The sequence below is a fragment of the Arthrobacter sp. SLBN-112 genome (genome assembly GCF_030944625.1).
Lineage (GTDB): Bacteria > Actinomycetota > Actinomycetes > Actinomycetales > Micrococcaceae > Arthrobacter.
Genome location: NZ_JAUSXY010000001.1, coordinates 1,800,679 through 1,814,849 on the forward strand (window position 1 = coordinate 1,800,679; position 14,171 = coordinate 1,814,849).

14 protein-coding genes are annotated in these 14,171 nt (G+C 60.8%); 7 read left to right on the forward strand and 7 right to left on the reverse strand.

The window, feature by feature from the left end:
- The first annotated feature begins 3 nt into the window (after positions 1-3).
- The 7 genes from paaA to galU all read left to right on the forward strand — a co-directional run bounded on the left by paaA (position 4) and on the right by galU (position 5,854).
- Positions 4-999 carry a 1,2-phenylacetyl-CoA epoxidase subunit PaaA gene (paaA, locus tag QF050_RS08455; protein WP_308930040.1) on the forward strand — a complete coding sequence of 332 codons (996 nt, stop codon included), beginning with the start codon at positions 4-6 and terminating at the stop codon, positions 997-999.
- Positions 996-1,376, forward strand: coding sequence for a 1,2-phenylacetyl-CoA epoxidase subunit PaaB (paaB, locus tag QF050_RS08460; RefSeq protein ID WP_308930041.1), 381 nt, complete (start codon positions 996-998; stop codon positions 1,374-1,376). The genes paaA and paaB overlap by 4 nt, the downstream gene beginning before the upstream one ends.
- Complete coding sequence (gene paaC, locus QF050_RS08465; RefSeq protein ID WP_308930042.1) at positions 1,373-2,296, forward strand: 1,2-phenylacetyl-CoA epoxidase subunit PaaC; 924 nt, start codon at positions 1,373-1,375, stop codon at positions 2,294-2,296. The genes paaB and paaC overlap by 4 nt, the downstream gene beginning before the upstream one ends.
- Before the next feature lie 5 nt (positions 2,297-2,301).
- A complete protein-coding gene (gene paaD / locus QF050_RS08470; RefSeq protein WP_308930043.1) occupies positions 2,302-2,826 on the forward strand; it encodes a 1,2-phenylacetyl-CoA epoxidase subunit PaaD in 525 nt (174 codons plus the stop codon).
- Positions 2,827-2,835: 9 nt separating this feature from the next.
- Positions 2,836-4,062 carry a 1,2-phenylacetyl-CoA epoxidase subunit PaaE gene (gene paaE, locus QF050_RS08475; protein WP_308930044.1) on the forward strand — a complete coding sequence of 409 codons (1,227 nt, stop codon included), beginning with the start codon at positions 2,836-2,838 and terminating at the stop codon, positions 4,060-4,062.
- Between the two features lie 25 nt (positions 4,063-4,087).
- Positions 4,088-4,870 carry an enoyl-CoA hydratase/isomerase family protein gene (locus QF050_RS08480; RefSeq protein WP_308930045.1) on the forward strand — a complete coding sequence of 261 codons (783 nt, stop codon included), beginning with the start codon at positions 4,088-4,090 and terminating at the stop codon, positions 4,868-4,870.
- Between the two features lie 93 nt (positions 4,871-4,963).
- A complete protein-coding gene (galU, locus tag QF050_RS08485) occupies positions 4,964-5,854 on the forward strand; it encodes a UTP--glucose-1-phosphate uridylyltransferase GalU (protein WP_308930046.1) in 891 nt (296 codons plus the stop codon).
- A 10-nt stretch (positions 5,855-5,864) separates the two neighbouring features.
- Here galU and QF050_RS08490 read toward each other — a convergent pair whose 3' ends face one another.
- From QF050_RS08490 to gmd, 7 genes are all read right to left on the reverse strand, one after another.
- A complete protein-coding gene (locus QF050_RS08490; protein ID WP_308930047.1) occupies positions 5,865-6,272 on the reverse strand; it encodes a VanZ family protein in 408 nt (135 codons plus the stop codon).
- Positions 6,273-6,689: 417 nt separating this feature from the next.
- The gene (locus QF050_RS08495) at positions 6,690-7,283 is read right to left on the reverse strand and encodes an LPXTG cell wall anchor domain-containing protein (protein WP_308930048.1); all 594 of its coding nucleotides are present in this window, start codon (positions 7,281-7,283) and stop codon (positions 6,690-6,692) included.
- Positions 7,284-7,456: 173 nt separating this feature from the next.
- Positions 7,457-9,229, reverse strand: coding sequence for a DUF4012 domain-containing protein (locus tag QF050_RS08500; RefSeq protein WP_308930049.1), 1,773 nt, complete (start codon positions 9,227-9,229; stop codon positions 7,457-7,459).
- Positions 9,230-9,318: 89 nt separating this feature from the next.
- Complete coding sequence (locus QF050_RS08505; protein ID WP_308930050.1) at positions 9,319-10,632, reverse strand: UDP-glucose/GDP-mannose dehydrogenase family protein; 1,314 nt, start codon at positions 10,630-10,632, stop codon at positions 9,319-9,321.
- 42 nt (positions 10,633-10,674) lie between these two features.
- Positions 10,675-12,111, reverse strand: a complete 1,437-nt coding sequence (locus tag QF050_RS08510) for a sugar transferase (protein ID WP_308930051.1) — start codon at positions 12,109-12,111, stop codon at positions 10,675-10,677.
- A 49-nt stretch (positions 12,112-12,160) separates the two neighbouring features.
- On the reverse strand, positions 12,161-13,135 hold the full coding sequence (locus QF050_RS08515) for a GDP-L-fucose synthase (protein ID WP_308930052.1): 975 nt from the start codon (positions 13,133-13,135) through the stop codon (positions 12,161-12,163).
- A complete protein-coding gene (gmd, locus tag QF050_RS08520; protein WP_308930053.1) occupies positions 13,135-14,163 on the reverse strand; it encodes a GDP-mannose 4,6-dehydratase in 1,029 nt (342 codons plus the stop codon). The genes QF050_RS08515 and gmd overlap by 1 nt, the downstream gene beginning before the upstream one ends.
- Between the last annotated feature and the right edge of the window lie 8 nt (positions 14,164-14,171).

A 14,171-nucleotide genomic window follows, 5' to 3' on the forward strand; every position in this document is an offset into this window, starting at 1 on the left:
ACCATGGCAGCGCAGAACTTGCAGTCAGTGCCGGCTGAGCTAACCCAAGAAGCGGACGCCGCGGGGGAGGCCCACTTCGACCGCATCATCGCCGAGGACTCCCGGATCGAGCCCCGCGACTGGATGCCGGCCGCGTACCGCAAGACCCTCCTGCGCCAGATCTCCCAGCACGCCCACTCCGAGATCATCGGCATGCAGCCGGAGGCCAACTGGATCTCCCGCGCCCCCAGCCTGAAGCGCAAGGCAATCCTCATGGCCAAGGTCCAGGACGAGGCCGGCCACGGGCTCTACCTCTACAGCGCCGCCGAGACCCTGGGCCAAAACCGGGACAAGATGATGGACGACCTCATCGCCGGCAAGGCCCGCTACTCCAGCATCTTCAACTACCCGGCGCTGACCTGGGCGGACATGGGCGCCATCGGCTGGCTGGTGGACGGCGCAGCCATCTGCAACCAGGTCCCGCTCTGCCGCGCCTCGTACGGCCCCTACGGCCGCGCCATGGTCCGCATCTGCAAGGAAGAGTCCTTCCACCAGCGCCAGGGTTTCGAGATCCTCCTTGAACTCTCCAACGGCACGCCTGCGCAGAAGCAGATGGCCCAGGACGCCGTGAACCGCTGGTACGCCCCCGCCCTGATGATGTTCGGCCCGCCGGACGACGATTCCCCCAACTCCAAGCAGTCCATGGCCTGGAACATCAAGCGCTTCAGCAATGACGAGCTCCGCAGCCGCTTCGTGGGCATGATGGTGGAGCAGGTCCGGGTCCTGGGCCTCACCCTCCCCGATGACCAGGTCCGCTTCAACGAGGACACCAAGAAGTGGGAGCACGGCCCCCTGGACTGGCACGAGTTCCAGGAAGTCCTGGCCGGCCGCGGTCCTTGCAACGCCCAGCGTCTCGAGCGCCGGAGGGCAGCGCACGACGACGGCGCCTGGGTCCGAGAGGCAGCGGCGGCTTACGCAGCAAAACAGTCAGCAAAGCAGCAGAAGGAATACGCAGCATGAGCCCCCACGGAAACCCGGACGCCCCCGCCAGCGCCGCCACTGAAATCAACCGCGAAGCCCCGAAAGCCTCGTCGGCCCCGGCCGAAACCCACGACCGCGGAGCCTGGGGCCTCTGGGAGGTCTTCGTCCGGTCCAGCCGCGGCCTGAGCCACGTGCATGCCGGGTCCCTGCACGCGCCGGACGCCGCCATGGCCCTCCGGAACGCCCGCGACCTCTACACCCGCCGGAACGAGGGCGTCTCCATCTGGGTGGTCCCGGCCGACGCCATCGCGGCCAGCGACCCCGATTCCAAGGGCTCCTTCTTCGAGTCCCCGCAGGGCAAGGACTACCGGCACGCCACGTATTACACCAAGAGCGAAGGGGTGAAGCACCTGTGAGCACCCCCGAAACCAAGGCAGAAACCACAGGCCACGGCGAAATCTCCACCGGCGTCGCAGGCGGCGACTCCAACGCATCTGCTACACGCATCACCCCCGGCAACGCCCTCCGCCCGGAGGACATCGCCCTCGAGGTCAAAACCGGCCTGGTGAAGCCGACAGAAGACACCGCCGAATACGCCCTGCGCCTCGGCGACGACGCCCTGATCCTCGCCCAGCGCCTGGGCCACTGGATCTCGCGTGCACCGGAGCTGGAGGAGGACATCGCCCTGGGCAACATCGCCCTGGACCAGCTGGGCCACGCCCGCAGCTTCCTCACCTACGCCGGCGCCGGCATGCCCAAGGAGGACGGCACGGCCACATCAGAGGATGAGCTGGCCTACTTCCGCCGCGAGCACGAGTTCCGTTCCGTCCAGCTGTTCGAACAGCCCAACGGGGACTTCGCGGCCACCATCGCCCGCCAGTTCGTGGTGAGCTACTACCAGTACGAGCTCTACCGCCGCCTCACCGAATCCACGGACGCCACCCTGGCAGCCGTCGCCGCCAAGGCCGTGAAGGAAGTGGATTACCACCGCGACCACAGCAGCCAGTGGGTCCTGCGCCTGGCCGGCGGCACCGAGGAGTCCCGCACACGCATGATCCATGGCCTGCGGCTCATGTGGCCGTACGTCAACGAACTGTTCCAGGATGATGACCTGACGCAGCGGCTCGCCCAGGCGGGTGCCGCCGTCGCGCCTTCCAGCCTGAGGGAAGACTTTGACCGCCTGACCACCGCCGTCCTCACCGAAGCCGAGCTGGAGGTCCCGGACGTGCCCGCAGCGCCGGGCGGCGGCCGGTACGGCAAGCATTCGGAGCACCTGGGCTACCTCCTCGCGGAGATGCAGGTCCTGGCCCGCGAGCATCCCGGCGCGAGCTGGTGACAGCCATGTACATCTCGGACTTCGAAACCCGCACCCGGACCCCGCAGCAACGCGCGTGGGACATCGCCGCCACGGTGGTGGATCCGGAGATCCCGGTGCTCTCCATCGCGGACCTGGGGATTTTGCGGAAGGTCGACGTCGGCACAGACGGAAGCGTCACGGTCACCATCACGCCCACGTACTCGGGCTGCCCGGCCATGGACGCCATCCGCGATGACCTCCAGGCCGTCTTCAAAAAGGAGGGCTACCAGGAAACGAAAGTGGACCTGGTCCTGGCCCCGGCGTGGACCACGGACTGGATGACCGAGGCCGGCAAGCAGAAGCTGCAGGAGTACGGCATCGCCCCGCCCACCGGGAACTCCAAGGCCGGCGGCCACACCGGTGCAATCAGGCTAAAAATGGCCGTGAAGTGCCCGCAGTGCAACAGCCTGAACACCAAGGAACTCACCCGCTTCGGTTCCACGTCCTGCAAGGCGCTGTATGTGTGCCAGGACTGCCAGGAACCGTTCGACTACTTCAAAGTCCTGTAAGGAACGCCCATGCCTGTTGTCCGCCAGACCGCCGCCGAAGAGGCTGAGGTGACCGGCCGCCGTCGTCCGTCCTTCCATACCCTCACCGTGCAGGAGGTGCGCCGGCTGACCGAGGACGCCATCGAGGTCAGCTTCCACGTCCCCGCGGAGCTGGCCGGCAAGTTCGACTACCTGCCCGGCCAGTACGTGGCCCTGCGCACCACGCTGCCGGATGAGAACGGCGAGCCGAAGGAGATCCGCCGCAGCTACTCCATCTGCGCTGAGCCGCGCAGCTTCGAGGACGGCAGCAGCGAGATCCGGGTGGCCGTGAAGAAGGACCTGGGCGGGCTGTTTTCCACGTGGGCCAATGCCGAACTGAAGGCCGGGGACACCCTGGACGTGATGAGCCCCATGGGCGCGTTCGTGTCCAAGCACGGCCGCGACGGTGTGGCCGTGGAGCAGAATGTCATGAACTCGATGAACCACCCGGAGGAGCTGGCGGGGGAGGCGGGGAACTTCGTGGCCATTGCCGCCGGGTCCGGCATCACCCCGGTGATCGCGATCGCCCGGACGCTGCTGGCCGCCAACCCGGAGACCCGGTTCGACCTGATCTACGCCAACAAGGCCGCCATGGACGTGATGTTCCTGGAGGAGCTGGCGGACCTGAAGGACAAGTACCCGCAGCGGCTGGCCATCCACCACGTGCTCTCCCGGGAGCAGCGGATCGCGCCGCTGTTGAGCGGCCGGATCGATGCGGAGAAGCTGCAGCAGCTGCTGGGCACCGCCCTGCACGCGGACGATGTGGACGAGTGGTTCCTGTGCGGGCCGTTCGAGCTGGTGCAGCTGTGCCGGGACACCCTGGCCGAGCGCGGGGTGAAGCCGGAGAACGTGCGGTTCGAGCTGTTTACGTCGGGCAAGCCGGACCGCCCGGAGGGGCAGGCCGGCCGTCCCGTGGTGGTGGACGAGTCCAAGGAGACGTACAAGATCACGTTCAAGCTGGACGGCCTGCAGGGCGAGGTGGCCAGCCCCACGCACGCCCGCGAGTCGATCCTGAACGCGGCGCTGCGGGTGCGCCCGGACGTGCCGTTCGCGTGCGCCGGGGGAGTGTGCGGCACCTGCCGGGCCAAGGTGGTCACCGGCAGCGTGACCATGGACGAGAACTACGCGCTGGAGCAGGACGAGCTGGACAAGGGCTACGTCCTCACCTGCCAAAGCCACCCCACCAGCAAGGAAGTCACGGTCGACTTCGACGTGTAAGTCTTTTCTCAACAAAGGAGTCTGAATGATTTCCCTTTCCATCAGCAACGGCATCGCCGAGGTTGTCCTGGACGCCCCGCACAAGCTGAACTCACTGGATGAGCAGGCGCTGCGGGATTTAACCCAGGCGTACGACGACGCTGCTGCCGCCGCCTTCCGCGGTGAGGTGCGGGCGCTGCTGCTAAGGGGAGAGGGCCGGGCCTTTTGCGCGGGCCGGGACATCGCCGGGGTCACCCCGGAGAGCGACGACGCCGCCGCGTACCTGGGCGGCCTGGTGGAGCCGTTGCTGAAGAAGATGGCTGCGTTCCCGGCGCCGACGTTCGCTGCGGCCCAGGGTGCCTGCCTGGGCGTGGGGCTGGGGCTGCTGCTGGCCACGGACGTGGTGTACGTGGCGGAGAACGCCAAGTTCGGCTCGCCGTTCGCCAAGCTGGGCGCCACGCTGGACTCGGGCGGGCACTGGTACTTCACGGAGCGGCTGGGCATGCACCGGACGCTGGACCTGATCTACACGGCGGACCTGATCTCGGGCGCCGAGGCCGTGACGCAGGGAATGTTCAGCCGCGCCTTGCCGGCGGCCGAGCTGCTGGATTCCACGCGGGCGATTGTGGAGCGGGTGGCAGCCGGCGCCACGGGTGCGTTCGTTGCGTCGAAGGAGCTGGTGGCGCACATCCGCGATCAGCGGCTGGGCCTCTGGCAGGCCATGCAGGAGGAGAACGAGGAGCAGGCACGCCTCTGCAAGACCGACGATTACGCAGAGGGATTCCGGGCATTCCAGGAGAAACGCGAGCCAAAATTCGGTGGCGATTGAGCCTGTCGAAATCGAGCCTGTCGAGGCCTGTCTCAACCTGCTCCACGAAACCATAATTGTCCGCCGCTCCAACAAATTTGTTAAGGTTCAGCTATGACTATGGGGAGAGCTATCACCAAAGCCGTCATTCCTGCTGCCGGATTGGGAACTCGATTCCTGCCCGCCACCAAGGCAATGCCGAAGGAAATGTTGCCCGTTGTAGACCGCCCGGCCATCCAGTACGTCGTCGAGGAAGCGGTGGGTGCCGGCCTTACCGATCTTCTGATGATCACGGGCCGCAACAAGCGCGCCCTGGAGGACCACTTTGACCGCGAGCCCGGCCTGGAGGCTGCGCTGGAGGCCAAGGGGGACAAAGACAAGCTGGGCATGGTGGAGTACGCCTCCAACCTTGGCCCCATCCACTACGTCCGCCAGGGTGAGGCCAAGGGCCTGGGCCACGCTGTGCTCTGCGCCCAGCAGCACGTGGGAGACGAGCCCTTCGCGGTGCTCCTGGGTGACGACCTCATCGATGAGGCCGAGAACCTGCTGAGCACCATGATGGAGGTGCAGCAGAAGACCGGCGGTTCGGTCATCGCGCTGATCGAGGTGGATCCGTCGCAGATCAGTGCCTACGGCTGCGCGGACATCTCGGTTGTTGAGGGCGAGGACTATGTCCGCGTCAACAGCCTGGTGGAGAAGCCGGCCGTCGGCGAGGCACCGTCCAACCTGGCCGTGATTGGCCGCTACGTGCTGCACCACTCGGTGTTCGGAGTCCTGGAGAACACCGCCCCCGGCCGCGGCAACGAGATCCAGCTGACCGACGCCCTGCAGACCCTCGCAGCGGGCGAGGGCGAAGGCTCCGGTGTGTACGGCGTGGTCTTCAAGGGCCGCCGCTATGACACCGGCGACAAGCTGAGCTACCTCAAGGCCGTCATCACGCTCGCTTCCGAGCGCGTGGAGTTCGGCGAGGACCTGAAGACCTGGATGAAGGGCTTCGTCGGGTAGTTCTGACGCTCTACTGCTTTAGGGAGGCTCGTTGCCGTAAGGCGGCGGGCCTCCCTTTTTGCGTGGCCAAGACAGCCACAAGGGCGCCGATGACAGCCCCTGACGTATTCGTCATGACATCTGACGGGCTTGCAAAGCGGCTGTGAAGAAATAGAAGCTGCCCCAGTTCGATACAACCGGAAACGAGCATTCCGAAGGCGCCGATTTGCCACCATTGTTTGTTGGGAAATGCCAAGCCCGCCACAAATCCCACGGGGACGAAAAGGGCGATGTTGGCGGATCTTTCCACGAAGTCGTAGTTAAACCAGCGGGGAATGCCGTGGTGGTGGAGGAAATTCAACATCGTGGCGAGCTGTCCGGAGACGGGTTGGTCCACGGGGGTTGGCCAGAAGGCGACGAGGGCCAAGGGAACCACCATGGCGGCGAGGATAAGCTGCCACAGCCGGTGGTTGTGAAGGTGTTTCAAAAAGGGCCTCAGGACGTCCGCAGAAGGGCGAATGCGGCGGTTGCCAGGGCGCAGGCCGCCAGGAGGATCAGGAGGGCGTAGCCCAGCACCTGTGGCCGGGGGAGTGGCACGGAAAAGTCGTATTCTCTCGGTGCTTTGCGCCAATGTCTCCCCATAGCCCTAATAGTTACCACAAATCGGACAGTGATAGAGCCCGTCAGTCGTTGGTTGAGCCTGTCGACACCCGGAAACCCACAAGCCATCGGTGGTTGAGCTCACCGGTGATTGAGCCTGTCGAAATCAAGCCTGTCGAAACCCAAAAGCAGAAGGTGGGTGCATCTCCGTTTCCGGAGATGCACCCACCTTCGTTGGTGCTATGGAGCCTTGGACTTAGGCGGAAACCTCAGCCTTGGCGCGGCGGCGAACCACCACAACGGAGGTTGCGCCGGCGGCCAGTGCGCCTGCGCCCACCAGGGTCCACAGGATCAGGCCGGAGTCGGCGCCGGTGTTGGCCAGGCCGCCCGTGTTGGCCAGCGGAGCGCCCCCACCGGTGTTGGCCAGCGAGGCAGCCACGGTGACCGTGACGGGGCCAACGGTCACACCCGAGGTTTCCCCTGTTGCAGTCAGGGAGTAGGTGCCGGCCTCGTTGATGGCGATCGGCAGGGAGAATGCGCCTTGAGCGTCCGCCGTGGTGGTCAGGGTTTGCGCCTCGGCCACAACATTGATGCGAGCGGCAACCGCCCGGCTGCCGGCGATGTTTGCGCCGTTGGAGGCCGGAGCCTGGCCGGGCGTAACGCGGATGATGAGCCGTTCACCGGCGAGGAAGCCCTGGCCGCGGAACACGAAGGTTTCACCCGGTCCAACGGTTCCGTCGGATACGGCTGCCTGCGGCGGAAGTGCCGGGTAGGTTGCGGCCATGGCAGGCGCGGAACCGATGAGTGCGATTGACCCCGCAAGTGCGAGAGCAGCGAGTGTTTTCTTCATTAGTGTCCCCCCGGAGACGTTTAAGTTTTGATACCCGATTTTGGGGAGATGCCCCCTCCGCACGAGACCGTGTGCAGAACTACGGATAGATATCCCAGATAGAAGGTACCATCCCCGGTCGGTTGTAACCAACCTCAATCCAGTCGGTTTACATAGTGTTAACGCGTCCGTCACTATCCTTCGTTGCATGACGCAGTCTCGGTCGGGAGGATAACGTCCTTTACAGGTTGAACGGTGGGTGTGACAACCAAGTTAGGTTCGGTTTGTTGGACGATCTTCCCGAAGGTGAACTCCACGGTCTTACTTTCTCCAGGCGCAAGTTGTTGAGCAACGACTCCTACAGGCCTGTTCGCATGCAGGTACGGCGCAAACGGAGTCTTCTGGCCGTCCATGGTTGCTGACTCAACGTTTGATTGAACGGGGCCATAGGAAATGATGTTGGTCTGCACTGTCCCTGGCGCCACACCGTAAATGCCGGCACCCGTGACATACGCGGGCAAGGACGTTGCAGCGTCCGTCGGCGCAGTGTTCGTGCTCGTTACTCGGACCGTAGTCTGTTCATAGCCATCCGCCGGGCATTCTTTGACGAGTTGAACCGTGCGCTTTACGTAGTAGTCCATCTTGGCGCCCGTACCGTCGTTGAAGTAAACGCCAAATTGGGCGGGAGAAACACTGGGCCCGGAGACAGCGCCACTCAATGGGTACTTGGAGATTACCGACTGCTCGGAAGTGTTGGCAGACCAAACCAGCACACGTCCTTCTTCTGTCCCTCGGCTGATGCCCGTGATCAGGCCCTTGGCTTCTCCCTTACCGCTGGAAAAGGCACTAAAAACTTCCTTGGCCACGCCAGCGAAGTATGCGTCCTGCAGTTTTGGTTGCTTGATTTTTGCATAGACATCTGAGAGAAGAGTTGGCACAACGTTGTCACTGGTCAGTTCCGTAGGAAGGCCTGAGGCTTTGACAGCTGCCAATTCGGGGCCATTGACTGCAACTGGTCCTGTCGACTGAAGGATGTAGCTGAGGACTACTGGGTCGATAGAGAGCACCCCGTCGACTCTCTGCCCAGTCTTCTTCTCCCACATTGTCTTGGCCGTGCTGGCCGCGGTGGGAAAGTCGGGCGTGAGGTTCACGTCCTGCATATACTTGCCCAGCCGGGTCGAATAGATCTGCTGCTGTTCTGGATCAACAGGCAGGCTAGGCGCAAAAACCCCGAGGTCAGCTGCACTGGTCTGAGAGCCAAGTGAGAGTTTGCCTTTATCCAGGGTCAAAATTGCAAGAGCTCCGGGTATGCCGCCGGACGCACGGGCCTCCGCATTGTTCTGTATTACGAGTAGGTAGTTCTTAGTGCCGTCGGCACCCAGCATATCTGGAGCCACTCTAGCTGCATCTGCGGCCGATTCAAGAGCGCCAACTGCTTGTTTCAGCTCTGCACTTGCCTCGGTCAAAGGCGCCGCAACTTGTGGTAAGAGCTGTGACGTATCGATTGCACTGAGCCTCTCAGACGAGGTTCGAACGGCGTAAGCCGATGAGGCGACGCTCGGGGCGGCGGTCTTTAATGGGTCAAGGTTGCTGCCCGAACTGCTGGGCAACAAGCTGTCCCAGTTCAGGGATTCGTAAACGCTTACAAGGGGAGCCAGACCCAGGTTCACAACGTCGTCGGCTGATCTTGCCACTTCTGCAATGGCACTAGCATTTGGCCCGATCAGCGGCAGCCCCGACGCTAATGTCCATATAGGTTCATCGGCAGCCTGCCGAGCGCTAGAGGTGTGCTGACGCAGCGCGGCTACGGTATTGGCAGCGGATCTTTCATCCGAGAGGAGGATTTCCTGCTTGAGCTGGGGGAGAAGTGCAGCCGCGGCCTCCAGTTCGGTCTTTACCGTGTTGGCCCTGATCGCGAACCAAGCTGTTCCTAGGCTTAGGAAAGCAGCCAGAACGACAGCTGGCACCGCGAACTTTCTAAGTCGACTTGACCTGTTCCCAGCATGGGTAAGCTCTCCGGACATGTCCCTATCTTTACGATTCTCAGAGGCCATTATCAGGGACGGCCGAGTCCGCGATATGTCCACCCGGCTGCACGCCATTTGGTGGGGTTTAAGGCGTTTCTGCCATCCAATATCCTAGGAGTTGCTACAAGGGCAGCAGCCCCGTATGGATCCAGGTCACGATACTCCTGCCACTCAGTTAGAAGCAGAAGCGCATCAGCCCGCTGGAGTGCGATGTCAGTTGACCTTTCGTAGTGAAGCTCTGGAAAGCGGCGGGCGGCATTGACGAGTGCCTCAGGGTCGGTAACCGTCACGACTGCACCTTGTAACTGCAACTGGGCCGCCACGCTCAATGCGGGCGAATCGCGAACGTCATCGCTTTCCGGCTTAAACGCAGCGCCCAGAACTGTGATCCGCTGCCCCAACAGGGAACCCCCGCAAAGTTCACGCGTTAGTTCTACCACCCGGATCCTCCGACGCATGTTGATCGAGTCAACCTCACGAAGAAACGTCAAAGCCTGGTCCGCACCGAGCTCACCAGCTCGCGCCATGAAGGCCCGAATGTCCTTGGGAAGGCATCCCCCCCCGAACCCGATACCTGCGTTGAGAAACTTGCGGCCGATCCTATCGTCCATGCCTATGGCATCCGCCAAGAGGCTTACATCCGCCCCCGCAGCATCGCAGAGTTCAGCCATGGCATTGATGAAAGAAATCTTCGTTGCCAGAAAAGAGTTTGCGGCGGTCTTAACTAATTCTGCGGTTGGAAGGTCCATCACGAGTCGAGGTGTACCGTCCTTTAGCGGTTGAGCGTAAATCTGGTCCAGTACGTCAACAGCAGGATGATCCTCGGAGCCGGTCAATACGCCGTACACGAGCCTGTCAGGGTGAAGGGTGTCTGACACCGCGTGTCCTTCACGAAGGAATTCCGGATTCCATAGCAACTCCGCCGTGGGCTCAGCACTCCGAACTATTTCGTGCAACCGCGCAGCCGTGCCGACTGGGACAGTAGATTTGCCGACTACAAGATCGTCGGCCGACAAATATGGCAGCAGCGCGCTCGTCGCTGCATCCACATAAGACATGTCGGCGCCGTTCTCACCCTTCTTCTGAGGAGTTCCCACACAGATGAAGTGCACAGAACTGCCCTGCGCTGCGGACATGTCGGTTGTGAATGAAAGACGCCCTGTTGCTTGGACTTCTTTCAGTAGGGTTTCCAGGCCGGGCTCAAAAAAGGGTGCCCGAGCGGCCGAGAGTTCCGACACTTTATTTTCATCAGTGTCTATGCCCACAACCTCATGTCCCAGTGTTGCCATGCACGCAGCATGAACGGCTCCCAGGTAGCCACAGCCAATAACCGATATTCGCATTAGTAGTGTCCTTTCCCCCAGCGGTTACTAGCCGCGAAAGAATTAATAGGCTCCGGCACCTCGAAATACAGCGCGGAAGGTCTTCATGAGGATAAGTAGGTCGCCGGCCAATGACCAGTTCTCCACGTAGTACAGGTCAAGCCGAACGGAATCCTGCCACGAGAGGTTAGAACGGCCGCTAACTTGCCAGAGACCTGTGAGACCTGGCTTGACAAGTAGCCTGCGGCGAACGTCCTGCTCGTATTCCTCGACTTCAGAAGGAAGAGGAGGACGCGGGCCCACCAGACTCATGGATCCAGCGAAGATATTGAAAAGTTGCGGCAATTCATCGAGACTTAATTTTCTCAATACGCGTCCGACAGAGGTAACTCTCGGGTCGTTCTTTATCTTGAAAAGAACACCGTTGCCCTCGTTTCGTTCCTTGAGCAGAATTAGGCGTTCTTCTGCATCCGTGACCATTGAGCGGAACTTAAGCATTTGGAAATGTTTACCTTCCATGCCCACACGGTTCTGTTTGAACAGGACTGGACCCTGGTCTTGAATTTTGATGAGCAGAGCGACTATGGCCATGACCGGTAGGAGGGCAACGATCAAGATTGATGAAATGCTGATGTCGAAAAGACGTTTAGCCACTCGCTGTCCGCCCTCCAGTGTGGGCGTAGTCACGTGTATAAGCGGAAGTCCAGCCACCTGCTGAGTATGAATCCGCGGCCCCGCAATATCTGTCAGCGCCGGTGCCATTATCAGTCCGACGTTTCGTGCTGCAAGTTCCCAGCCTAAGTGGCGCAAAACCTGGGGATGCAACTGCACGCCTGCTGAAACTGCAACAGCGTCAGCGCTGCATGCTTCGATCGCTGCGACGATTGATGGGGCATCGGGCAAGTTTCCAACGACAGGCAGCCCGGACTCTGGTTCAAGCGAGGGAACCTCGGAAACGTTGGGCGTATAGACGGCGACGGGCAAGTAGCCGGCATGCTTGGCAGATCGAAGCGAGCGAGCTAGATGGGCAACAGCGCTCGGACCGCCGAGAAGCATAAGTCGTGACATACTTTGGCCCAACTGTCGGTTCACGTTCAGATGTTGCCTAATTAGCCAACGCGCCAAAAGGAGGCCGCCAAGCCCTGCTGGCAGAGCCACTCCCACGTAGCCACGGGCGGTGTCGAGTTTGAGAACGTAAGACACGATTGCGACCAGGCCAAAGAGCCAAAGGGAGGCGGCCGCTACACGTTTATATTCGTCCGGGCCGGCGCCTAGAATCCGGCTTTGTCTGCTGTTCCAAGCCCCCAGCATGATCCACCAAGCAAGGGCAAGAATCAGGGACAGCCATGCATAGATAGCTTCTTGACCTGAGGCGACTAAATCTGACGCCCATCCAAAGCGAATGACGTAGGCACCAGCAACCGCCCAAGCAATCACGAACGCGTCGATAATACGCAATTGCCGGCCACAGCGGGCCCGCCAGTCGCGCATATCTTTCACCAAAGTCCCCCACCTTTTTGAGCTTTTTTAAATGGACGGTGTGTCCGTGCTAGCTGCGGATGCTGTCGATATTGGCCCGATACCAAGCGACTGTCGAGCGTATTCCCTCTTCTAAGCTTATGGATGCTTTCCACCCAGCCTCAGACAGTTTGGAGACATCAAGAAGTTTCCTGGGCGTACCGTCAGGTTTGGATTGATCCCACTCAATCCTTCCCTCATAACCGACGGCTCCCGCAACGATAGCCGCTAACTCTTTGATGGACACGTCCGATCCCGTTCCTACGTTGACCTGAGAAGGGCCGTCGTAGTTCTCCAGGAGATGTAGGCATGCATCTGCCATATCATCCACGTGCAGGAACTCTCGCAAAGGGGATCCAGTTCCCCAGTTAGTTACCGAAGTATTGCCGGACCTGGCCGCTTCGTCATAACGCCGAATAAGTGCAGGCAAAACGTGGGATCCCGTGGCGGAAAAATTGTCATCCGGTCCGTAAAGGTTGGTCGGCATCGCTGATATCCAGGGCAGCCCGTACTGACGGCGCACCGCCTGGACTTGCATTATTCCTGCGATTTTAGCGATGGCGTACGCATCGTTGGTCGGTTCCAGATGGCCCGTAAGAAGTGAATCTTCCCGTATGGGTTGGTCAGCAAACTTGGGGTAGATGCACGAGGACCCAAGGAACAGGAGCCGCTCGACGCCGTGTTCAAGTGCCGCGTCCATGACGTTCGTCTGGATTCGCAAATTCTCGCTCAGGAAATCAACTGGATACGAGTTATTGGCTAGAATTCCACCGACCTTAGCCGCCGCCAGCACCACGTAGCGCGGCTTGGCTTCGGCAAAAAATGCGAAAACTGCTTCCCGGTTCTTGAGATCAAGTTCTGCAGACGAGCGACCAACCAGATTGACGAACCCTTCACGCTCAAGTTTCCGCCAAATCGCCGACCCAACGAGGCCGCGGTGCCCGGCGACATAGAAAGTGGACTCCCTGTCCAGCTTGCCCGCTATGAACTCGACTTTGTCTGTCACTAGTTCTTCCAGCTTTCAAGGTTAACGGTGTCAATCCAATGGTTGCCGGCGTGCTTTAGAGCCTCGATGTCGGCGTCAACCATGATGCGCGCCAACTCCGGCGTGTGAATTGATGCCTTCCAGCCAAGCTTTTCTTGAGCCTTAGATGCGTCGCCAACTAGTGCATCAACCTCTGTAGGCCGAAGATATCGCTCATCGAAGCGGACGTGGTCTTCCCAATTCAGTCCCGCATGTTCAAAGGAAATCTGCAGGAAATCGCGCACTGTGTAATTCCCGCCGGTTGCAAGAACAAAGTCGTCAGGTTCGTCAGCCTGAAGCATTCGCCACATACCCTCGACATATTCGGCGGCGTACCCCCAGTCACGGACAGCATCCAGGTTGCCCATGTAGAGCAGGTCTTGCTTACCAGCCTTGATGGCCGCGACCGCACGGGTGATCTTACGCGTTACAAAGGTCTCGCCGCGACGCGGGGATTCGTGATTGAAAAGAATGCCATTGACCGCAAACATACCGTAAGCCTCGCGATAGTTCTTGGTGATCCAATAGCTGTAGACCTTCGCTGCGCCATAGGGCGACCTGGGGTAGAAGGGCGTCTCTTCGTTCTGTGGAGGAGGAGTAGCTCCGAACATTTCGGAAGAGGAAGCCTGATAGAACTTGGTTTCGATGCCCGACATTCTCACTGCTTCAAGGAGCCGGATGGATCCAACGCCTGTGGTGTCCGCCGTGTGCTCGGGTTCATCGAAGGACACACGCACATGAGATTGTGCGGCCAGGTTGTAAACCTCATCTGGTTTGATTTCGGCCAGAAGGGTGACGAGACGTGCACCGTCGCTCAAGTCACCGTAGTGAAGGAAGAGTTTTGCCTTTGGATCGTGCGGATCAACGTACAGGTGATCGACCCTGGCAGTATTGAATGTAGAGGCGCGACGAATCAGCCCATGTACTTCATAGCCTTTAGACAGCAACAACTCAGCCAGGTACGAGCCATCTTGTCCCGTGATACCAGTTATCAGTGCACGCTTGGTCATGCTACCCC